Raw genomic sequence first — 20,479 nt, 5'->3', positions numbered from 1 at the left:
GATTATGATGAGAATAACTGATACGGTAAAACATATTATCATCCTAAATGTCATATTTTGGATTGGAACCATTGTTATAGGTCAATATGGAGATGTATTTACAGATCTATTTGCTATGCATTTTCCAATGAATGATAGTTTTAAACCATGGCAAATTTTTACGCACATGTTCATGCACGCTTCTTATGTCGGCATGAATGGAGGTGCATCGATATTTATATTTCACATTCTCTTTAATATGTTAGGAGTCTGGATGTTCGGGTCGCCATTAGAACAAATGTGGGGAAGAAATAAATTCTTGATCTTTTATTTCTCATGCGGTCTTGGTGCGACAATCTTACCACTTGCTATCGATTATTATAACTTTTATACCATCACAAGTTCTTTAATTGATAGTGGGAAATATACTATGGATTCTATTACTGGTATTTTAAATGAAGGGAAATTCTATGTTGAATGGAATACTATTGTTGGAGAAGAAAAGGTCTCAACATTGAATAGCTTATTTAATGGTCCGAGTCTTGGTGCATCGGGAGCACTAATGGGTTTATTAGTTGCTTTCGGAATGTCTTTTCCAAATAGCTCATTGATGCTAATCTTTTTACCTATACCTATAAAAGCAAAATATTTTATTCCATTATTATTAGGCTATGAGATTATATCTGGATTTACTGGTGGAAGTTCAATGTTTGGATTTAACATAGGACATTGGGCTCACGTTGGTGGAGCATTAACAGGATTCTTAATTTTTAGCTATTGGAAAAAAACACAGTTTAATAAAAACCGTTGGGATCGATGACATCGTTAACACACGACATTAAAGACAAGCTAAAACATTTAAACGTTTTTGAAAAAATTATAGCACTTAATGTTTTAGTATTTTTCATTGGTTGGTTGCTAACCGTAATACGACGTATTCCACGAGCTTACTCACTTGAGTGGTTGGAACTTCCTAATAACTTTTCAAGTTTTATTGTTAAACCATGGTCGATTATAACTTATGGTTTTACACATTATGGGCTTTTTCATCTGTTATTTAACATGTTGGTTCTTTATTTTATATCGAGAACTATGGTTAATTTATTTCCGAGAAAACAATCTTTAAATATCTATTTCTTAGGTATAATCATTGGTGGTTTTGCCTATTTACTACTTCATAGTGTATTCCCATCTATATTTACTAATAATGTTGGTCCCTTAGTTGGTGCTTCCGCAGGTGTTAATGCTTTACTTATTTTTATTTGTGCTTACATGCCTTACAGAGAAGCTCAGTTTTTTACTGTAAAGATCAAGCTTTGGTATATTGGTGTTGCTATTGTTGTGTTTGATCTATTAGGATTTTTTACAGGTGCTAACCAAGGCGGTAGAGTAGCTCATTTAGGTGGTAGTTTACTAGGTTATATCTACGCTACTCAATTATTAAAAGGTAAAGACATTGGTGTTGGATTTGGAAAATTTATGGATAGTATTGCTAATCTGTTTAAACCGAAATCGACACTAAAGACCGTTCATAAAAATAAAAAGAAACCTTTTGCTGGTCATAATAAAGAGGAGTTTAATGAGTTTAATAATCAGAAAAAAGTCGACCTTATCTTAGATAAAATTAGTAAAAGCGGTTATGATAGTTTAACCAAAGAAGAAAAATCATTTTTATTTAAAGCTGGTAAGGATTAAAACGCATGCGCAAACTTAAAGGTTTAGAGAAGCTTATAGTTGTTATCAATTCATTGATGGCATTTGCGCTACTGTTATCTTATGTCTTACCTTATATGGAACCTAAAAAGTTCGCATTCTTATCTGTACTTAGTTTAGCGGTTCCAACTCTTATTATCATAAACATTCTATTTTTTATTTATTGGCTAACTAAAGTGAGACGACAACTTTTAATCTCTCTGGTGGTTCTGGTCATTGGTTATAACTATGTATTCTCACTCTACAAGTTTTCATCCTCTAAAAATGTTAACGATAGTGAAAACTTAACTGTAATGAATTATAATGTCAGACTCTTTAATGTGTTTGACTGGATTGACGACCCAAATCTAAAAGCTAAAATTTCTGATTTTATTTCTGAGAAAAAGCCTGATGTATTGTGTATGCAGGAATACCGACCAGATCAGTCCGTTAAGCTGGATGGTTATTATAAATACGAAGAGCTTTCGGGTCAGAAAGTACAGAACGGACAAGCGATATTCACTAAATTTCCGATCATTAATTCTGGTTCTATAGAATTTCCGAATACATCTAATAACGCCATATTTGCTGATATTATTAGAAATAGTGATACGATACGAATTTACAATGTTCACTTGCAGTCATCTGGAATTGATCCCACAGTTGAAAGGTTGTCTAAGGAAAACTCTGAGAATTTATTCAAACGTGTGAGCTCTACGTTTAAATTGCAGCAATCGCAAACCGAGTTATTTCTTAAGCATAAATCTAAATGTCACTACCCAATGATTATCTGTGGTGATTTTAATAATACAGCATATTCTTATGTGTACAAGGAAATTAAAGGCGATTTAAAAGATGCCTTTGTGCAAGCTGGTAACGGATTTGGACGTACTTATGATTTTAAGTTTTTTCCGGTTCGAATTGATTTTATTCTGGTGGATGAAGGTTTTGAGATTAATGCCTTTAAAACTTTTGATGTTAAATATTCTGACCATTATCCTATACTGTCCAAGGTAAAACTCAGGTGATCACATCATTAAGCAATCGACCTGATCTGCTATGATATGAATCACTAATCCCAAACCAATAAGTCGAATTCTTTTAAAAAAAGTTAAGAGGATATAAATGCCTACAGCATAGTAGGAGTGAAGTGGATGAAAATTGATACTACATCTATTAGAATCAAACATTGGATTGGCCAGTAAATGATCAAGATCAATAAGGAATCCGCAGAGCATAATCAAATACGCTGTTTTCCAATTCGAATTAAAAAATATAAGCGCAACAATTAAGGGCAGAAAAACATGGATGCCATAATGAACGAGAGATTGAGTCATTATAGATTTAGTTTTTGTGAAGTGAGGTATAATTCGGTGTTTGGTCCTTCATTAAACAATAGATCTAAAATACTCAAATTAGACAAAAACCCATGTTTGTCGTGAAATACTTGAGCGTAAGAATCAAAATGCTGCTCAACTTCTTTTCTACAGTTTGCAAGTCCTCTGGCATCAATCACTCCCTCAGGCTTTAATTCAAAACTTTCAGTTTTAGAATAATTGAAAGGCAACTGTAAACAGTCAAATATAAGCTCTAAACACTTAAAGTTAAAGTCCACAATTGTATGCGTATCCATTTCAAAAAGTGGCATAAGATCATCAATATAAAACTCAAAAAATGGAGAGGTACGATAGGCAGATTCTAATGACTTTAAATGTTGTGTTTGCCAATTTTCGGTATTAAATATTTGAACATCTACAGATCGTTGTCTGTTTTTCTGAGAATAGACAACAGGCACATTGAGGTCTAGTTTTCCATTAGCTCCATATATAGAGGTACGATTTCTATAGGTTTGCTTTTGATAATTATCACATACTTCAAATACAATATGATCTGCTTGTAGCATTGCTACAAAATGAGCAATATTTGGAAAATAGGTAGGATGAATTAATAGGTTCATCAGTTATTTGTCAAAAATAGTTTAAGCGTTTTTGCGCTTTCTCCATTTATTAAAACCAAACCAAGCTAAAAGCAAGACAACAAATGGAATTAAATAAGACGTCGCTGTACCTGTTCCGCTAACAGTGGTAAACCAACGTTCCCATCTTGGATTTTTTAATCCATCCCAACTCATCCATATAAAAACAGGTTTTCCAACCACATGGTCAAATGGCACATAGCCCCAACCTCTGGAGTCTACTGAGTTATTTCTATTATCTCCCATCATCCAGTAATAATCTTGTTTGAAGGTATAAGATGTTGCTGGTTGACCATTAATAATAATTTGACTTCCATTAGTCGTTAGGGTATTGCTTTCATATTCTGAAATTAAACGCTTATACAACGGAAGGACTTCCATATTGAGTTCAATTGTTTCTCCTTCTTTCGGAATGTAAATTGGACCAAAGTTATCATAGTTCCATGGAAACTGTGGAGCTCTAGGAAAGACATTACCATCAATATTTTTAGGGTTAGCCTGTCTTGTGATATTTTCGAAATTAGGATGGTTTTTCGCCTGCTGAATGGCTTCATCGGAGGCGTGAACCAGAAGTCGGGTCTCTGACGCCATACCAAAATCGGTAATATCATAGCGTTTGAGAGCGTTCATTATTTGTGCACCAGAATAGTTGCCTTTAAGATCAATGCTATAAAGAAACTGAAGTTTGGAGCGATCAGGCATTTGACTTTTTTCTCCATTGATGAAAACATGTCCATCTATGATTTCGAGTGAATCACCAGGAATAGCAACACAACGTTTCACCAAGTTGGTCTTTTTGTCAATTGGCTTATAATAATTACGATCTGGTGTGAAATCGTTCATATCGAGCAACGTATCGGCAGGCTGATTAAAGACTACAATATCATTACGTTCAATGCTTTCAAAGCCAGGTAGCCTCATATATGGTAATTGTAACTTATTTTTTAAAGACGTTTTATTCTCTTCAAGTCTGTCATTATATAAATACGACTTGACCTTTAATATAGGAATTGTATCATGTACCATAGGAGCAGCAACTGTTGACATTGGTACTCTGGCTCCATAATGAAACTTACTTACAAATAGAAAATCACCAACCAGTAGCGATTTCTCTAACGACGAACTAGGTATGGTGAACGGTTGAATAAAATAGGTATGTACAATAGTGGCAGCAACAATTGCAAATAGGATAGAAGACGTCCAATCTCCAGAACTCGATTTAGGGTTGATGTCTCTGTTCTCAACATACGTTACATCAGCAACGTAATTGAGATAATAATTATAAAACCCAAGAGTTACAACTGCTAGGAACGTGTCTAAGTATTCATTCTTTCCAAAGCTTCGTGCTGTTTCTACCCAAACAACAGGCAACATGATCAAGTTAACAATAGGAACAAATAATAGGATGGTCCACCACCATTGACGATTAATGATTTTCATTAATATCACAGCATTATAAACCGGAATAAACGCTTCCCAAGCTTGTCGGCCAGCCTTTACATATAATTTCCATGTACCCAGACCATGAATGATCTGTATAATTAGAATAAAAATTAACCACTGAGTAATTGTCATATCTATGTTTTGAATTTTTTTATTGGTTGAAAAAGTATATAAAACGTAACATTATCTTAAAACATTAACTAATATTTAAGTCATCAGTCATTAATATTTAAGACGTCTTTCATCGTAAACACACCTTTTTTATTATAAATATATTCTGCTGCAATCACAGCACCCAAAGCAAAACCTTGTCTACTGTGTGCTGTATGTTTTATCTGAATGCTATCGACTTCAGAATCATAATTAACTTCATGAGTTCCAGGCACATTTTCAATTCGCTTTGCTAAAATACCAATCTCATTTTGTTTTGGCGACTCTAATGTCCAGTTTTTATAATCTGTTTGATCTATAATACCTTGAGCGAGAGTTATTGCTGTACCGCTAGGAGCGTCAAGTTTTTGTGTGTGATGAATCTCTTCGATACTCGTTTTATATTGTGGGAGTCCTTTTAAAAGTTTAGCCAGTGTCTTATTTAATTCAAAAAATATATTAACACCTAAACTAAAATTTGATGCATACAAAAATGTACCATTTTTAGATTTGCATAGCGATACTATATCATCGTATTGGTCTAACCATCCTGTTGTGCCTGACACCACTGGGACATTATGCTCTAAGCAGTTTGAAATATTATTTACGGCAGAATTAGGTAAGCTAAAATCTATGGCTACATCAATATGTTCAAGTGTATAACTTTCCGTTGCACTAGAAACTTTCAATACAATATCGTGACCACGTTCAACAGCAATTGCTTCAATTGCTTTACCCATTTTTCCGTAGCCTAAAAGTGCAATTTTCATAGTTTAAAATCTAAAATTGAGAGTAACACCAAGATCTGAAGTATTTTCCATTTGGTTATACTTAAAATGAGGACGTAATGATAAGTCTTCATCAACATTAAATTGAAGTAAGTGAGCGTCTACATTAGCATCAATGATATTTAAAGCATACATACCAATAGCTATAAGTAATGACAGCTCTTTATTTCGTCTTAGTTGTTGTTGCGCTCTTATGAGTCCGTCATCTGATACATTAGGAAACGGATCGCCTTCAGAACCTTGAGTAAAACCAGCTAAACGTCTTTTATAAGCGTCTCTGTACAGATTATAATCCTTATCATTTTGAATGTACAAATAAGTAGGTATTCCTATGGCTATATATACCAGAGGAATTTTCCAATATTTCTTATTATATGCTTGTCCGAGTCCTGGAAGAATAGCAGAATAAAAAGCAGCTTTTGAAGGCGCGAGTACATTTAAAGGCTCTCTTTTTGTGTTGATAGAATCTTTAACAACTATTAAATCGGTATCAACTTTTTGCGGTTTTTTATCATCTTGAGCAAATGAAAAACAACAGAAAAGGAGAGAAATTAAGGAGCTATAAACTAATTTATTTAGCACTTTGAACTAATTTTTTTATACGATTGAAATCTTCTTCCGAATGGAATGGGATCGTAATTTGACCTTTACCATTCTTAGATACTTTAACGCCAATTTTATGTCCAAAGTATTCTGAAAATTCCTTTATGCCTTTTTTAACAAATTTAGGTAGTTCCTGAGGTTTAGAGTCTGTTTTTGTTGTAGGGTTGTTATAATTTTTTACGAGTTGTTCTGTTGCTCTAACAGATAATTTATCAGTAATAATCTTTTCATAAATATCCAATTGAACATTTTGATCCTCAATAGTAATGATGGCACGACCATGACCCATGGAAATAAATCCGTCACGCATTCCTGTTTGGATAATTGGATCTAATTTTAATAAACGTAAATAGTTGGCAATTGTTGAACGTTTTTTACCAACACGTTCACTCATTTGCTCTTGGGTTAAATTGATCTCATCAATTAAGCGTCGATATGAAAGTGCTATTTCAATTGGATCTAAATCCTGTCGTTGAATATTTTCAACCAATGCCATTTCTAATGACTCTTGGTCATTGGCTATTCTGATATAAGCCGGAATGGTTTGTAAGCCAATTAATTTAGATGCTCTAAAACGGCGTTCACCAGAGACCAACTGAAACTTATTAAACTCAAGTTTTCTAACTGTTATGGGCTGAATAACACCTAGTTCTTTAATAGATGACGCTAATTCTCTTAGAGTTTCTTCGTTAAAATTAGTTCGAGGTTGAAATGGATTAATCTCAATTGCATCAATATCTAATTCTACAATATTACCTATGATTGTGTCTGCATTTTTATCCTTAGCAGAATTGATATCATTAGAAGGATCTTTCAGCAACGCAGATAACCCTCTACCTAAAGCCTGTTTTTTTGTTGCCTTCGCCATTATGAGTTCTTATTAATAATTTCTTTCGCCAAACTTAAATAATTTGTAGCTCCTTTACTACTCACATCATATTTAATGATGCTTTCACCATAACTAGGCGCTTCACCTAGTCTAACATTTCGTTGTATTATAGTTTCAAAGACCATATCACTAAAATGCTTTTGAACTTCTTCTACAACCTGATTTGATAAACGCAAACGCTGATCAAACATTGTGAGGAGCATGCCTTCAATATCTAAGTTGGTATTATGGATTTTTTGAACACTTTTTACAGTATTCAATAGTTTTCCTAAACCTTCTAACGCAAAATATTCGCATTGGATTGGAATGATCACAGCATCAGATGCTGTTAATGCATTCAATGTCAATAATCCCAAAGAAGGCGCGCAGTCTATCAAAATATAATCATAAGACGATTTCAGGTGCGTTATTGCCTTTTTCAGCATATACTCACGTTCATCTTTATCTACAAGTTCAATTTCAATAGCAACTAAATCGATATGTGCAGGTATGATATCTACATTTGGAGAATCAGTTTCTACAATAGATTCTTCAGCCGAAGCTGTGTGCTCTAATAATTGGTAGGTTCCAACTTCAACTTGTTCAACATCTATGCCTAGTCCGGAAGTCGCGTTTGCTTGCGGATCTGCATCTATAAGCAATACTTTCTTTTCTAAAACACCTAAAGATGCCGCTAAGTTGACAGATGTTGTTGTTTTGCCAACACCACCTTTTTGATTGGCAATTGCAATGATTTTACCCATTAAATGATTTGGTTTTAATAAGCTCAAAAATACAATTTATTATGGGTTTATGAAATGGAAGTTGTTAACAGTAGTATAAAAAAAAGCAGCTTGTGATAGCTGCTTTTTTTATTCTTAATCTCATTTTACTCCTCTTCAGGTAATAAAATTGCTTTGAGGTAGCCTTCTTGTAAATATTTTTTGGCAACCTTGTGTACATCATCGGTTGTTACAGCATTGATGTTTGCCTCATAATTCACAACATTATTGATATCTGACTTGTTGAAATCGACATTTCTAATGGTAGACATCCAAAAACGATTTTGTTCTAATTGTTCTTTTCTGGTCAATAGTAAAGCCTTTTTTACCTTGTCTAAATCTTTGGCTTCAGGGCCATTATCAATAATTTTTTGAAGCTCAGCGATAGATGCAGAAGCTAATTTTTCAGCATTTTCAGGTGCACAAGGGAAGGAAATACTAAAGCTATAGCTTCCATATGGTGTTTTTCTAATAGAACCTCTGGCTCCAGCACCATAAACGCCACCTTCTTCCTCTCGCAACTTCTCAATAAGTTTAATGCTCAAGATTTCACCTAAAATATTCATTGCTCTGGCTTCTTTAACATCATACGTTGCTTCACCACTGTAGATAAGGTTGACCTGACTTTTTGGTTCAGTACCTTTATTGAATATGAATTCTTTATTTGCATACTCAGGCCTGAATGCAGGAACCTTATACATTTCTTTTGATGCGTTTCCAGGTAGAGATGCAATGTAAGTCTCTGCAAAATCTTTTAGTTGCTCTTCGTCAATATTACCAACAAAGTAGAAGTTGAAATCGCCTGCATTTGCAAAACGCTCTTTAAACTTTTCATAGGCAAGATCATAATTAGCTTTATCTAGAGCTTCTTCGGTAGGGAAACCGGTATATCTTGGATTGCCTTTGTTTATATATTCACCTAAAGCAATAGAAAATGACACGTTAGGGTTTGACATGATGTTACCTAAAAATGCTTTTTGCTTACTGATAAATGACTGAAAAGCTTCAGGATCTTTGTCTAATTTGGTGAAATACAAATGTATAATCTGAAACATTGTCTCCAAATCCTTTGGTGATGCAGATCCTCGCATACCTTCGTCTAAACTTCCAATATAAGGTCTTACACGTGCTATTTTACCTGACATCATTTTGGTCATGTCATTCTTGGTAAGTCCATCTATTCCAGCTTCGAATAAACCACCATTTGCACTAGCTGTTTGTTTTAAAACGTCATCAGCATATAATGAGGTTCCTCCATAACTAAAAGCTTCAAAAAGAATTTCGTCATTCTTAAAGTCTGTTTTTTTGAAGGTTACTTTTGCACCATTACTTAGGGTCATGGTTGTTGTTTCATTAAGCTGCCCTTTATTATTTACTTCTACGTTAGTAATACTTCCTTTAGCAGGTTTGTTGGCCATCATTTCAGAACGAACAGCCTCATCTTCATAATCTTTTATATCACTTTTCTTAACTGCGTCTAGCAAATCAATTACCTCTTTTTCAGTAACTTTCTTAAGTCCATCTTTTTTAGGACCTGTAAGTACTACTAAGCGATTGTCATCATGTAAAAATTCATTGATAAGTCCGTTAACTTCATCAAGCTTAATTTTAGGAAGTTCAGATTGTGCATAGTTGTATGACCATTCGATCCCAGGAACTGGACTTTCCTGTAGGAAATTTTGAATGTAAGCGCCAACAATTCTGTTAGATTCTCTTTTGTCTCTATTTTTGTAAGAACGTTCAATTCTAGCCAAATAGTCTTTTTTGGCACGCTCTAATTCAGAGGCTTTAAATCCGTAACGCTTGACACGTTCATTTTCTTCAAGAAGTGTTTTAAGTGCTTCCAATTGACCAGTTTCATTGGTTTGAGCAACAGATTGATATGCATCTTTATTTCCTATAATTCCACCATGATATGAAAATCCATAAATGAAAGGCGGGTTAGGCTTGTTGCTATATTCACTTAGTCTGTTGTTAATCATTTGAGTAAACAGGCCTTCAACCATATTATCTCTGTAGTCTTTAACCGTTTTAGTCTTTTTAGACTTGCCTTTATCTTTGTAATAAATTTGAACTTGACTACCTGTAGCTTCTTCATCCCATTCTACAGCTACAAACGTACCTTCATGATTTTCAGATCCAAATTCCTCTCTTGGTTTTGGATTGTCAGGATTTTTAAGTCCGCTAAAATTGTCTTTTATTTTTTTCTCAAGAGTTTCAACATCTAGATCGCCAACAGCAATAACAGCCATGAGGTTAGGACGATACCAATCTTTCTGAAAGTTTCTAAGACTTTCATATTTAAAGTTCTCCAGATTTTCTTTAGTTCCGATAGGTAAGCGATCAGCATATTTAGAATTATATGCAATTTTGTCTAAATATTTAGATTGCATTCTAGTTGCAGCACCTAGACGTGTTCTGTATTCTTCAATAACAACACCGCGTTCTTCATCGATGTCTTCAGCAGTTAATAATGCTCCGCCAGCCCAATCTTGTAAGATTTGAAAGCCTTTGTCTAATTTTTCAGGGTCGTCACTTGGTATTGGAAGAATGTAAACTGTTTGATCAAATCCAGTGTAAGCATTTAAGTCGGCACCAAATTCAACACCAATACTTTGCAGGTAATCAACTAATTCATTTTTCTTAAAGTTAGTTGTACCATTAAAATTCATGTGTTCCATAAAGTGGGCTAAACCTCTTTGATCCTCAGTTTCTAATATGGAACCCGCTTTAATAGCTAGACGTAATTCTACTTTGTCTTCTGGTTTTCCATTATTTTGGATGTAATAGGTGAGTCCGTTACTAAGGACACCTGTTTTGACCTCAGGAGTCATTGGAATGGCCTCTGAAGGCGAAATTTCTTTCTTCTCCATGGTAGTTTCCTGTGCAAAGGAGACTACAGATAAAAAGAATATCATTAAAAGGCTTAAGATATTCGTTTTTGATGGTTTGTAATTCATGTGTTTAGAGTTTAATTGATTTAAAAAATGTGATATTGTAAATATAACTAAGTTTTTAGTTGAAATTGAATATAATTGTACTAAATTTCCTATGTATTTTTCGAAGATAGGAAACAAGTGTTTGATTAGGAGAAGTTTAACAGGTTTTAACGCTTTGTTGTAGTGGAAGAAGGTTATTATTAATTACAAGCTTTCAGAAATCAGCTGTTTGATGTTTGGTTTTAAATCTTCATAGACCACAGCGCTATTTGGATCCTTCAAATTATAAACAATGTAATATGAGTTAACAGCTTTATTTTTGTTTTTAAAGCTTACCTCATGGGTTTGTCCGTTTGCTTCATATTCAAAGAGATGAACATAAAATACAGAGGTTTTATTTGGCCTAATGCGCTCACTAAATTTCAACTCACCTTTTACTATCATTCCATTGTGAAGAATATCGATGATCTTCTTTTTCTTAGCATCCCATTTAATTACACTCAAAATGAACAATAGTTGGAACACAATTGCCATTCCTTTCCAAAAGAAACCTTCAGTTTTTAAAAACTTAGGCTGTGCACTAAATAGGTCTATATCAATAGCAATAAAAACGATTACTACAATATAAATCAAATAATTACGTCTATTGATTGCTTTGGTAATCTTTGTTCTATCTGTAATTCTAATGTTTCCTATTCTCAATATGGTAGTGTTTAATGCTGCTTTAAAAATTGGTTTAATTCTTTTTTGTGAGTATTGTATTTGAAAAGAGATCATGCATTCCGATGTCGTTTCCAAACATATAGGATAGCCAATCTAGGGGAAAAAGTCTTGAAATTGAACGGATTAGTATGCTTATGACATGAGGTTTAGAGCCGTCTTTGTTAACTACTTTTGTCTTTGTAATTAGTTTACCTAGAGTTTGAGATGTAAGGGCTTCAAACAAAAAATAGTAGAGAAACATAATAGCAGATAACAGAAAAACATTTAAATATCCAGTATTAGTGAATAGACTGACAATAATCCACAAGATATAGATTACTAAAATATCAATAATGTAATTGGATAGTCTTGTAGATTTATCAATATGTTTCAAATAAACGTATTTAATTAAAGGTAATATTAGTCTTTAGGTACTCTAGGAATAACAAAAGATATCAATTGATCGTCAATTGTTGCACCAACATAGCCATACCCTTTCTGATAATAAAAAGTAAAGGTTCCATTTTTAAATGTAGATTTTAAAACCAAAAGACCTTCATAGTTACAAACAGGAGTGTCTAATGTGCCATCTAAAGCTATAATTTCGTATGTACTGAGCTTATCAGCAGTTTGCCAAGTTTGTCCAACCTTTGTATTAGCAGTAAGTCTTACCGTATCTTCCTTACAGCAATCTTCATACTGATAAATGACTCCGTCATCCGCTCTTAAGAACATATCTTGAGAAGATCCGTTTTACCATGATTGATTATACTGAACATATTCTACGCCATCTATGGTTTTCATTCCCATTTTCTTTTCAGCATAATAGGTGTTTTCCCATACCACATATTTAGTGCCTCTGTGCAAAGTAAAGTAAGGAGCTTCAGGATCACCACCACAAAAGGTTTGACCTTCAGATTGTGAGAATGACATGGATGTAATAAACCAGAAAGCTAAAATGATTTTTTTACGCATGAGATTGAATTTATGCCAATAAAAATACAATTATTTAGGAGTTTCAGAAATTAATAGAGTATAGATTAAGAAATACTTTTTGTAATAAAAGTCTTAAATAGATATGTATTCAAAATACAAATAATTCTAGTTTTAAATAAAAGTTGTATCCAATCTTCATTTTGTTAAATTATTCGTAATGACAAAATGTCTTAAATTTATGTTAATTGTCAGTAAATATAGATTGGCATAATTTTTACAATAAAAAAAGAGTCCGCTGAACTGGAAATTCTGGACTCTTAATTATGATTAAACGGTTTCAATAGAAGTAGATACCGTTTTTGTTTGAGTTACAAATGTATTCTATTTTTTTTCTCTTACAAATTTTCGTGATTTCTTCTCGGTTTAACTCTCAATACCGATTGTGAAAATTTGGGGTTATTTAAAGATTAATAGCATGAGTTTTAAAAAATCAGATTACTTAAGTAGCGTTTTAGAAACGCACAGAATGACACACATTGAGTCATTAGTTGACAAGTTTAAAATTAAAAGAACAGAAATTAAGGAAAAGCTAGAGCAGAATTATGAAGATAAAATTTACTCTCCATTTAATTCTGGCTCTTGGAAAAAGCATACGGCTATAAACTCTAAGTTTGATTTAGATATAGTTGTGCCATTTAAAAGAAACTCATTTTCTACTATAACGGATATGTTTGACGATCTATATGATTTTTTAAAGGAAGAGTATAGAGGTGTTGCTGAGGTAAGGCCACAGAAAGTATCAGTTGGTATTCGTTTTTATACCGATGATGATGGAGATATAGTTGAAATAGATGTAGTTCCTGGCAGAGAGCTTAGTAAAGATGATTATCCAGAAACTTCTAGGCTTAATCTGAATATAAATACTTATGATGGTAACTATATTCAAACAAATATTGAAGCTCAAATAGAAAATATCAAGGGAAAGTCTGATGCTAGACAGATAATAAGGTTGCTTAAAATTTGGAAACAACAAAAATCTAGAGATGTTAAGTCATTTTTTATGGAACTTATTGTTATTAAAGCTTTTGACAACAAACTAATTACTGGTAATCTTTGGAATAAGCTTAAGACTGTTTTGGAGTACATAAGTGATGAGATAACTAGAGAAAACTTTACACTTAAGGATCCTGGAAATTCAAATAATGATATAGCTGATACTTTAGGTTGGTACCAAAAACAATCTTTGAAAAATGATTTTGATTACATTTTGTCTGATGTTGATAAAAAGGATGAGAATTTAAAAAAGCATTTCAAAGAGAATGAAAATTTTAAAGAGGAGGAGGATAAATCAGGCTCAGGTGGTTATAGAGTTGGTGATACATCAAAAGCAATTATTCCACCTAGTAATCATTTTGGGTAATGTCGAATAAAGCACTAATTGTTAATGACATATTTACGCAATTTTCTGAAGATCTTAAAATAACAGAACATTTTCAGTTTTCAGGTGATGAACTCCAAGGTGAAATAGAAGTTTTATGTAATTCTAAACCTAATATTAAGTTTAAGGTTCAAATTAATAATATTTATCCTCTTAAGAATGGTGATTTAGAGACTATACGTTTTGTAAATAAAGAATTGTTAAAATATTCTCATCTAAACAAAGACGGTTCTATATGTTTTACCTCTTTAACAAGTCCAACTTTAGAATATAAATTGGAGTGTGATGTTAAAGCTATGCTAGAGTGGGTTGATAAGTATTATATTCAAGAACTAGATGACGGACATTTTGAGTATCTATTGCATAATAGCATAGATATGAATAGTGTTTTTTTATTCAGTGATTTAGATAAACATCTTGATTATAATGATTTTGGATTAGCGTTCTATTCTAAACATTCCCAATCCGATATTAAAAAGACGTATTTATTGCAAGGGTTAAAGAGTAGATTGAATAATGAAAAGGCCAGTTTCAATTGGAGTAGTGGATATAACAATCCAGCGCAAATTTTCAAAGGATTATATTACATATCGAATAGTAGTCCAACAAGCTTAAGAAATTTTGCATTTGAAAATTGGCAAGATTTTGAGCAAACTTTAAGACCTGAATTTTTAAAACTTTTAAATGACATAAGGCGTCATATTGATAAGAAATATTTACTAGATGGTAAGTATATTATACTTTTTTATGGTTATCCAATGCCGAACGGAAGATTCAATTTTGAATCAATAAAAATTAATGTTTCTGAAATACCACTAATAAAAAACGGCTATATAGATCAGGAAATAATATGGGCAAAAACTGTAGATTCATCATATGATATTTTTTTTGGTAGAGGAAAGTTAAGTGATGATTTTACAGACAAAAAGATTATGATTCTTGGTGTAGGTGCACTTGGTAGTATTCTAGCAGAGGCCATGGTTAGAGGAGGATGCAGGCAAATTACGATTGTAGATGCAGACATGAAAGAAGTTGGGAATATATGTAGATCAAATTATAATTTTTTGAGTGGAGAAAAGCTTAAGGTAGATGAATTGAGGTTTAATTTAATGAGTATATCGCCTTTTGTTGAAATAGCTTGTCTACCTAATTTTTTATTGCCGAGTAATTTGTCGGATAAAAAAAACGGTAAGGATGATACTGCTGGATTTTTAAATGACTATGATTATGTTTTTAATTGTACAGCAAGTAATGATGTCAGTATTATTATAGATAGACTAGAATTGATGACTAATGTAACCTCAATTTCAATTTCAAATCATGCTAACGAGTTATTTTGCTATATAGGGAGTAAAAATATATATAACACAACATCAGAAGTTTTCAGCAAAATTAAACAAGACATGAGTGATGTTTTTAATCCACAAGGTTGTTGGTCACCTACTTTTAAAGCTTCTTATCATAATATTAGTGCTCTAGTCAATTTTGCATTGAGTAACATTGATTATAAACTAAAAACAGGAAAAATATTGACATCGTTTTTACTAGAGGTAGACAAGAGTGATAATTATACTATTAAACTTAAAGATTGATTATGAGTAGTGTAGTAAATGAAGAATTAGGCTTGAAAATTGATTATGATGAAAATGTAATTAATCAATTAACTGAAATAGCTTTAAAGCATTATCCCAATGAGATAGGAGGATTCATATTAGGAAAATATGCTGAAGAAAATAAAAAAGCAATAATAATAGAATGTGTTGTTGCAACTAATTATAAAAATTCACCTATCTCATTTAAACATAAAGTAGATTACGAAACTAAAGAGTTTTTTGTCAGAAAATTTAATGAAGATAACTTACATTATATAGGCGAATGGCATACTCATCCTGATTCTAACTCCAGATATAGCAGTACAGATTTTAATGCTTTACAAAGAGTAGCTAACAATAATACTTCGAATATAGAGAATCCAATTCTATTAATTCTTGGCTTTAGTAAAAAAGGGTTAAATGATTACAGTTTTTATGTAATAGAAAAAAATAAAATATCAAAATATGGGTAACAATAATAAAATAGATATGAAGAATCTCTTCTTGGGTTTACAAAAATCTATGAAAGAAGATTTAGAGCTGATAAGAGAAAATGTGCCACATGAGCCAACCAAGGGTGATGGCTCAGAGAATGTGTGGATTGGATTTTTTGAAAAGTATTTACCTAAAAGGTATTCTGTAGCAAAAGCTATTATAATAGATTTTGAAGGAAATAGAAGTGATGCAATGGATATTGTTATTTTTGATAAGCAATACACACCATTCATATTAAATAAAAAAGGCGTTATTTATTTGCCTGTAGAAAGTGTATATGCCGTGTTTGAAGCAAAACAAGATATTAGTAAGTTTAATTTAGAATATGCTGCTGACAAAATTGAAAGTGTTAGAGTATTGAAACAAACCTCTGCACCAATTGTAGCCAGAGGTATCTCAAAGAAAGCGGCTAAATTATTTGAAATTATGGGAGGGATTTTGTGTCTTGAAAATACTTGGGCTGATTCAATAGAAAACTCTAAGCCATTTAGTGATTGTTATAGTAATTTAAATGGGTTGAAAAAGGTAAACATTGGCTGTGTGTTAAATGATAAATCATTTGTTCTAGATAAAAAAACATTGAAGTATAGCACAAGCAACGAATCACTAATTTTCTTTTTTCTAAAATTTGTATTGGAACTTCAAAAACTAGGAACAGTTAGGGCAATTGACTTGAATAAATATATTAGTCAATTGGACTCCCAAAATTAGTCAATTAGAATATCCAAGATCTTAATGGCTGCGTCACTAATTTTTGTGCCAGGTCCAAAAACAGCAACAGCTCCAGCATCAAATAAATATTGATAATCCTGTTTCGGAATAACACCACCAACGATCACCATGATATCTTCACGACCATAATTTTTTAGTTCTTCTATTACTTGAGGTACAAGTGTCTTGTGTCCTGCTGCTAAGGAAGATACACCTAAAATATGAACATCATTTTCAACAGCTTGTTTTGCCGCTTCTTTTGGTGTTTGGAACAACGGACCAATATCAACATCAAAACCAACATCGGCATAACCAGTAGCGACAACTTTTGCGCCACGATCATGACCATCTTGTCCCATTTTTGCAATCATTATTCGAGGTCTTCGACCATCTTGTTCAGCAAATTGATCTGCTAATTCTCTAGCTTTTTTAAAGCTTTCGTCATCTTTGATTTCCTTACTATACACGCCTGAAAATGATTTAATTTGTGCTTTATATCGTCCAAATTCAGCTTCTAATGCATCACTGATCTCACCTAGAGTTGCACGTTCTCGAGCTGCATTTACAGCTAAAGCTAATAAATTTTCATGACCAGTTCGTGCTGCATCTGTCAATTTTGAAAGTGCGCTTTGAACAGCATCATTATCTCTGGTAGCTTTTATGTGTTTAATTCGCTTAATTTGTCCGTTTCTTACCGTTTGATTATCAACCTCTAAGGTTGTAATTGGGTCTTCTTCTTCCAATCGGTATTTATTAACGCCAACTATGATATCCTGACCAGAATCGATTCTTGCTTGTTTTCGAGCGGCAGCTTCTTCTATTCGCAATTTTGGAATTCCTGCTTCAATAGCTTTTGTCATTCCGCCAAGTTCTTCAACTTCTTGAATCAGCGTCCAGGCTTTTTGTGCAATGTCATGAGTTAGCTTTTCTACGTAATAGCTTCCAGCCCATGGATCAACAGTTTTAGTTATTCCGGTTTCCTCCTGTAAAAATATTTGTGTGTTTCTCGCTATTCTAGCAGAAAAGTCTGTTGGGAGTGCAATAGCTTCATCTAAGGCATTAGTATGTAAGCTCTGTGTGCCACCAAATGCTGCAGCGGCAGCTTCTACAGTTGTACGAGCCACATTATTGAAAGGATCTTGCTCAGTTAAACTCCAACCAGAAGTTTGGCAGTGAGTTCTTAAGGCAAGTGACTTCTGATTTTTTGGATTGAATTGACTAACTATCTTAGCCCATAACATACGAGCAGCACGCATTTTAGCGATTTCCATAAAGTGATTCATACCTATGGCCCAGAAAAAAGACAAGCGAGGTGCAAAAGTGTCAATGTCCATACCAGTTTCAAGTCCTTTTTTGATGTACTCCAATCCGTCAGCTAAGGTGTAGGCTAATTCAATATCACAGGTTGCACCAGCTTCCTGCATATGGTATCCTGAAATACTTATACTATTGAACTTAGGCATGTTCTTACTCGTATATTCAAAAATATCTGAAATGATCTTCATTGAAGGTGTAGGAGGATAGATGTAAGTATTACGCACCATAAACTCCTTAAGAATATCATTTTGAATGGTTCCTGCTAATTGCTCTGGCGATACACCTTGTTCTTCCGCAGCAACAATATAAAACGCCATGATGGGTAATACAGCGCCATTCATAGTCATTGACACTGACATTTTATCTAGTGGAATTTGGTCAAAGAGAATTTTCATGTCTTCAACCGAATCTATGGCCACACCAGCTTTTCCAACATCTCCAACAACCCGTTCATGATCTGAATCGTAACCTCTATGTGTAGCAAGGTCAAAGGCAACCGATAAGCCTTTTTGCCCTGCAGCTAAATTCCTTCTGTAAAAGGCATTACTATCCTCAGCAGTGGAAAATCCAGCATATTGACGAATGGTCCATGGTCTGCGAACATACATAGTTGAATATGGTCCACGAAGGTTAGGTGCTATTCCTGCAACAAAGTTTAAATGTTCAAGGTTTTCAATATCAGCTTTGGAATAGGATGATTTCAGAATGATGTCTTCAGCCGTTTTAAATTGACTGTCTGCTTCTGATTTCTTTTTATAAGCTTTTGAAGCTAAGGATAGGTGTTGTATATCTTTACGCATTATTTTACGACTATTTTTTCAATGAATGAATTATAGTTTTTATTAGTATTTGAAAATATACTAACAGAAAAGGTCTTATAGTTTGACGATATGAGATACATCGTGTTGTAATGATTATAAGCTTCTCCATCAGATATTTTATATGCTGCTTTAAATACTTTGGTTGTTGAACTTCCAGAATATCCAGCATTTAATTTTTCGCAATTCATGTTCAGAACCTCTGCATAACCACTACATGAGTTAGACATAACTCCTAATAAATAGGAGGACTCTTCCTTAGTGAAATTTATGTACTCACCCATTTTTACACCAATCAATGTTGATGATGCAACGTCTTTGAAGTAGTACATGTTTCCTTTTGAGTACTTCAAAAAATTAAAGCGTTTTCTTTCTATTCGCTTTTCTTCGGAATCTGGCATCTTTTCAATTAAAGCGTCATATTCATCTTCAGAAAATTCTCTAAAATATGCTGGCAAAAAAAGATTGATATTATCTTCTTTTAACGCAAAGTATTCTCCTGGCACGTTATCACTTTTCTTGGTTTCAGTGGTTTCATTACAAGAAATAAAGCTAGCTAATAAGAATAATATTGCAATCTGTAATCTCATTTATTAATGGTTATGATCATCATGTGATGAATGTTCTTCGGGCTTTTTAGCTTGTTCTGCATTTGCAGATTTCAGACTTAAATCCGTTTCATAAAATTTTCCGTAGAATAAATCTAAAGCCACATAAGTAGCAAGATATTTATCGTCTTTCATATCAAAAGTCTTGCGTCTCAATTGTCCGCCAAACATTCTCATACTCATGCTATTGGTTTGAATTAATGCATTAAATGTTTTTCTAAGAGGTTCATCTTTTATGTTTTTACCAATACATTCGAAAATAGGATGATTGAAATTGACTTTACTGCCATCTGGATTAGTAGTCCAAAGGTTTTGGTCTTGTTTTAGTGCTTCAAGAATGGTCTTAGAATGCTCAGACACCATTTTAGAATAATCAATTTTATTAGCAATGGCCTGACTAACAAACAAACTGTAAGCACGAGAATACACAGCCTGATCTGGTGTGTAATACTTTAGTATATCATCTTCAAATGATAGTAAAGCCTCTTGAAATAGAGCTGTATCTGTGTTTTCACAATTAAGTATACTTTGTTGTGAATATCTATAATCATCAAAGGTTACTTTTTGTTGTTCTTCTTTACAATTAAAAAGACATATACATAATGTCAATACTGCTAATTTTAATTTCATAATTAGTTTGATT

At 33.1% G+C, this 20,479-nt stretch carries 22 protein-coding genes; 7 read left to right on the top strand and 15 right to left on the bottom strand.

Annotation, left to right across the window (positions count from 1 at the left end; all coding sequences use genetic code 11):
• Positions 1-4 precede the first annotated feature (4 nt).
• Genes Q0951_RS10965 through Q0951_RS10955 form a run of 3 tightly spaced genes read left to right on the top strand, consistent with a single transcriptional unit; the run spans position 5 to position 2,699 of the window.
• Complete coding sequence (locus Q0951_RS10965; protein ID WP_299336813.1) at positions 5-799, top strand: rhomboid family intramembrane serine protease; 795 nt, start codon at positions 5-7, stop codon at positions 797-799.
• Positions 796-1,674: a rhomboid family intramembrane serine protease gene (locus Q0951_RS10960; RefSeq protein WP_299336811.1), complete on the top strand. Its 879-nt coding sequence runs from the start codon at positions 796-798 to the stop codon at positions 1,672-1,674. Before Q0951_RS10965 ends, Q0951_RS10960 begins: the two co-directional genes overlap by 4 nt.
• Before the next feature lie 5 nt (positions 1,675-1,679).
• Positions 1,680-2,699: an endonuclease/exonuclease/phosphatase family protein gene (locus Q0951_RS10955; RefSeq protein ID WP_299336809.1), complete on the top strand. Its 1,020-nt coding sequence runs from the start codon at positions 1,680-1,682 to the stop codon at positions 2,697-2,699.
• Here Q0951_RS10955 and Q0951_RS10950 read toward each other — a convergent pair whose 3' ends face one another.
• From Q0951_RS10950 to Q0951_RS10895, 12 genes are all read right to left on the bottom strand, one after another.
• On the bottom strand, positions 2,700-3,008 hold the full coding sequence (locus tag Q0951_RS10950; protein WP_299336807.1) for a DUF6122 family protein: 309 nt from the start codon (positions 3,006-3,008) through the stop codon (positions 2,700-2,702).
• Positions 3,008-3,628 (bottom strand): WbqC family protein, encoded by a 621-nt coding sequence (locus tag Q0951_RS10945; RefSeq protein ID WP_299336805.1) that lies wholly within the window; start codon positions 3,626-3,628, stop codon positions 3,008-3,010. Before Q0951_RS10945 ends, Q0951_RS10950 begins: the two co-directional genes overlap by 1 nt.
• 21 nt (positions 3,629-3,649) lie before the next feature.
• Positions 3,650-5,221 carry a signal peptidase I gene (gene lepB, locus Q0951_RS10940; RefSeq protein ID WP_299336803.1) on the bottom strand — a complete coding sequence of 524 codons (1,572 nt, stop codon included), beginning with the start codon at positions 5,219-5,221 and terminating at the stop codon, positions 3,650-3,652.
• Positions 5,222-5,304: 83 nt separating this feature from the next.
• Entirely contained in the window at positions 5,305-6,009 is a 705-nt protein-coding gene (dapB, locus tag Q0951_RS10935; protein WP_299336801.1) for a 4-hydroxy-tetrahydrodipicolinate reductase, read from the bottom strand.
• 3 nt (positions 6,010-6,012) lie between these two features.
• On the bottom strand, positions 6,013-6,609 hold the full coding sequence (locus Q0951_RS10930; protein ID WP_299336799.1) for a DUF5683 domain-containing protein: 597 nt from the start codon (positions 6,607-6,609) through the stop codon (positions 6,013-6,015).
• Positions 6,599-7,498, bottom strand: a complete 900-nt coding sequence (locus Q0951_RS10925; protein ID WP_299336797.1) for a ParB/RepB/Spo0J family partition protein — start codon at positions 7,496-7,498, stop codon at positions 6,599-6,601. Before Q0951_RS10925 ends, Q0951_RS10930 begins: the two co-directional genes overlap by 11 nt.
• Positions 7,498-8,262 carry an AAA family ATPase gene (locus Q0951_RS10920; protein ID WP_299336907.1) on the bottom strand — a complete coding sequence of 255 codons (765 nt, stop codon included), beginning with the start codon at positions 8,260-8,262 and terminating at the stop codon, positions 7,498-7,500. Before Q0951_RS10920 ends, Q0951_RS10925 begins: the two co-directional genes overlap by 1 nt.
• Positions 8,263-8,387: 125 nt before the next feature.
• Positions 8,388-11,240, bottom strand: coding sequence for a pitrilysin family protein (locus tag Q0951_RS10915; protein WP_299336795.1), 2,853 nt, complete (start codon positions 11,238-11,240; stop codon positions 8,388-8,390).
• A 183-nt stretch (positions 11,241-11,423) separates the two neighbouring features.
• Positions 11,424-11,921, bottom strand: a complete 498-nt coding sequence (locus tag Q0951_RS10910) for a hypothetical protein (RefSeq protein WP_299336794.1) — start codon at positions 11,919-11,921, stop codon at positions 11,424-11,426.
• Between the two features lie 34 nt (positions 11,922-11,955).
• Positions 11,956-12,315, bottom strand: a complete 360-nt coding sequence (locus Q0951_RS10905) for an RDD family protein (RefSeq protein WP_299336792.1) — start codon at positions 12,313-12,315, stop codon at positions 11,956-11,958.
• Between the two features lie 26 nt (positions 12,316-12,341).
• Positions 12,342-12,656 carry a hypothetical protein gene (locus Q0951_RS10900; RefSeq protein WP_299336790.1) on the bottom strand — a complete coding sequence of 105 codons (315 nt, stop codon included), beginning with the start codon at positions 12,654-12,656 and terminating at the stop codon, positions 12,342-12,344.
• 18 nt (positions 12,657-12,674) lie between these two features.
• The gene (locus Q0951_RS10895; protein WP_299336788.1) at positions 12,675-12,896 is read right to left on the bottom strand and encodes a hypothetical protein; all 222 of its coding nucleotides are present in this window, start codon (positions 12,894-12,896) and stop codon (positions 12,675-12,677) included.
• A 436-nt stretch (positions 12,897-13,332) separates the two neighbouring features.
• Here Q0951_RS10895 and Q0951_RS10890 point away from each other — a divergent pair, with 436 nt between their 5' ends.
• The 4 genes from Q0951_RS10890 to Q0951_RS10875 are packed head-to-tail and all read left to right on the top strand — an operon-like array spanning position 13,333 to position 17,093.
• On the top strand, positions 13,333-14,277 hold the full coding sequence (locus Q0951_RS10890) for a nucleotidyltransferase (protein ID WP_299336786.1): 945 nt from the start codon (positions 13,333-13,335) through the stop codon (positions 14,275-14,277).
• Positions 14,277-15,887: a ThiF family adenylyltransferase gene (locus tag Q0951_RS10885; protein WP_299336783.1), complete on the top strand. Its 1,611-nt coding sequence runs from the start codon at positions 14,277-14,279 to the stop codon at positions 15,885-15,887. The genes Q0951_RS10890 and Q0951_RS10885 overlap by 1 nt, the downstream gene beginning before the upstream one ends.
• Before the next feature lie 2 nt (positions 15,888-15,889).
• A complete protein-coding gene (locus Q0951_RS10880) occupies positions 15,890-16,360 on the top strand; it encodes a Mov34/MPN/PAD-1 family protein (RefSeq protein WP_299336781.1) in 471 nt (156 codons plus the stop codon).
• A complete protein-coding gene (locus Q0951_RS10875; RefSeq protein WP_299336779.1) occupies positions 16,353-17,093 on the top strand; it encodes a DUF6602 domain-containing protein in 741 nt (246 codons plus the stop codon). The genes Q0951_RS10880 and Q0951_RS10875 overlap by 8 nt, the downstream gene beginning before the upstream one ends.
• Here the strand turns inward: Q0951_RS10875 and scpA are convergent.
• The 3 genes from scpA to Q0951_RS10860 are packed head-to-tail and all read right to left on the bottom strand — an operon-like array spanning position 17,090 to position 20,466.
• Complete coding sequence (gene scpA / locus Q0951_RS10870) at positions 17,090-19,213, bottom strand: methylmalonyl-CoA mutase (RefSeq protein WP_299336905.1); 2,124 nt, start codon at positions 19,211-19,213, stop codon at positions 17,090-17,092. The two genes, Q0951_RS10875 and scpA, sit on opposite strands and share 4 nt — an antisense overlap.
• On the bottom strand, positions 19,210-19,818 hold the full coding sequence (locus Q0951_RS10865) for a hypothetical protein (RefSeq protein WP_299336776.1): 609 nt from the start codon (positions 19,816-19,818) through the stop codon (positions 19,210-19,212). The genes scpA and Q0951_RS10865 overlap by 4 nt, the downstream gene beginning before the upstream one ends.
• Before the next feature lie 3 nt (positions 19,819-19,821).
• Positions 19,822-20,466, bottom strand: coding sequence for a hypothetical protein (locus tag Q0951_RS10860; RefSeq protein ID WP_299336774.1), 645 nt, complete (start codon positions 20,464-20,466; stop codon positions 19,822-19,824).
• Positions 20,467-20,479: the final 13 nt, after the last annotated feature.

This window comes from uncultured Psychroserpens sp., from assembly GCF_947501425.1.
Lineage (GTDB): Bacteria > Bacteroidota > Bacteroidia > Flavobacteriales > Flavobacteriaceae > Psychroserpens.
Note: the sequence above shows the minus strand (reverse complement) of the source record. Positions and strands in the feature narration are given on the sequence as shown.

What these genes read in the sequence shown, in the direction of transcription:
- Q0951_RS10965 (WP_299336813.1), top strand. Translation starts at nt 5, where the DNA reads ATGATGAGAATAACTGATACGGTAAAACATATTATCATCCTAAATGTC.
- Q0951_RS10960 (WP_299336811.1), top strand. Translation starts at nt 796, where the DNA reads ATGACATCGTTAACACACGACATTAAAGACAAGCTAAAACATTTAAAC.
- Q0951_RS10955 (WP_299336809.1), top strand. Translation starts at nt 1,680, where the DNA reads ATGCGCAAACTTAAAGGTTTAGAGAAGCTTATAGTTGTTATCAATTCA.
- Q0951_RS10950 (WP_299336807.1), bottom strand. Translation starts at nt 3,008, where the DNA reads ATGACTCAATCTCTCGTTCATTATGGCATCCATGTTTTTCTGCCCTTA.
- Q0951_RS10945 (WP_299336805.1), bottom strand. Translation starts at nt 3,628, where the DNA reads ATGAACCTATTAATTCATCCTACCTATTTTCCAAATATTGCTCATTTT.
- lepB (WP_299336803.1), bottom strand. Translation starts at nt 5,221, where the DNA reads ATGACAATTACTCAGTGGTTAATTTTTATTCTAATTATACAGATCATT.
- dapB (WP_299336801.1), bottom strand. Translation starts at nt 6,009, where the DNA reads ATGAAAATTGCACTTTTAGGCTACGGAAAAATGGGTAAAGCAATTGAA.
- Q0951_RS10925 (WP_299336797.1), bottom strand. Translation starts at nt 7,498, where the DNA reads ATGGCGAAGGCAACAAAAAAACAGGCTTTAGGTAGAGGGTTATCTGCG.
- Q0951_RS10920 (WP_299336907.1), bottom strand. Translation starts at nt 8,262, where the DNA reads ATGGGTAAAATCATTGCAATTGCCAATCAAAAAGGTGGTGTTGGCAAA.
- Q0951_RS10915 (WP_299336795.1), bottom strand. Translation starts at nt 11,240, where the DNA reads ATGAATTACAAACCATCAAAAACGAATATCTTAAGCCTTTTAATGATA.
- Q0951_RS10900 (WP_299336790.1), bottom strand. Translation starts at nt 12,656, where the DNA reads ATGTTCTTAAGAGCGGATGACGGAGTCATTTATCAGTATGAAGATTGC.
- Q0951_RS10895 (WP_299336788.1), bottom strand. Translation starts at nt 12,896, where the DNA reads ATGCGTAAAAAAATCATTTTAGCTTTCTGGTTTATTACATCCATGTCA.
- Q0951_RS10890 (WP_299336786.1), top strand. Translation starts at nt 13,333, where the DNA reads ATGAGTTTTAAAAAATCAGATTACTTAAGTAGCGTTTTAGAAACGCAC.
- Q0951_RS10885 (WP_299336783.1), top strand. Translation starts at nt 14,277, where the DNA reads ATGTCGAATAAAGCACTAATTGTTAATGACATATTTACGCAATTTTCT.
- Q0951_RS10880 (WP_299336781.1), top strand. Translation starts at nt 15,890, where the DNA reads ATGAGTAGTGTAGTAAATGAAGAATTAGGCTTGAAAATTGATTATGAT.
- Q0951_RS10875 (WP_299336779.1), top strand. Translation starts at nt 16,353, where the DNA reads ATGGGTAACAATAATAAAATAGATATGAAGAATCTCTTCTTGGGTTTA.
- Q0951_RS10865 (WP_299336776.1), bottom strand. Translation starts at nt 19,818, where the DNA reads ATGAGATTACAGATTGCAATATTATTCTTATTAGCTAGCTTTATTTCT.
- Q0951_RS10860 (WP_299336774.1), bottom strand. Translation starts at nt 20,466, where the DNA reads ATGAAATTAAAATTAGCAGTATTGACATTATGTATATGTCTTTTTAAT.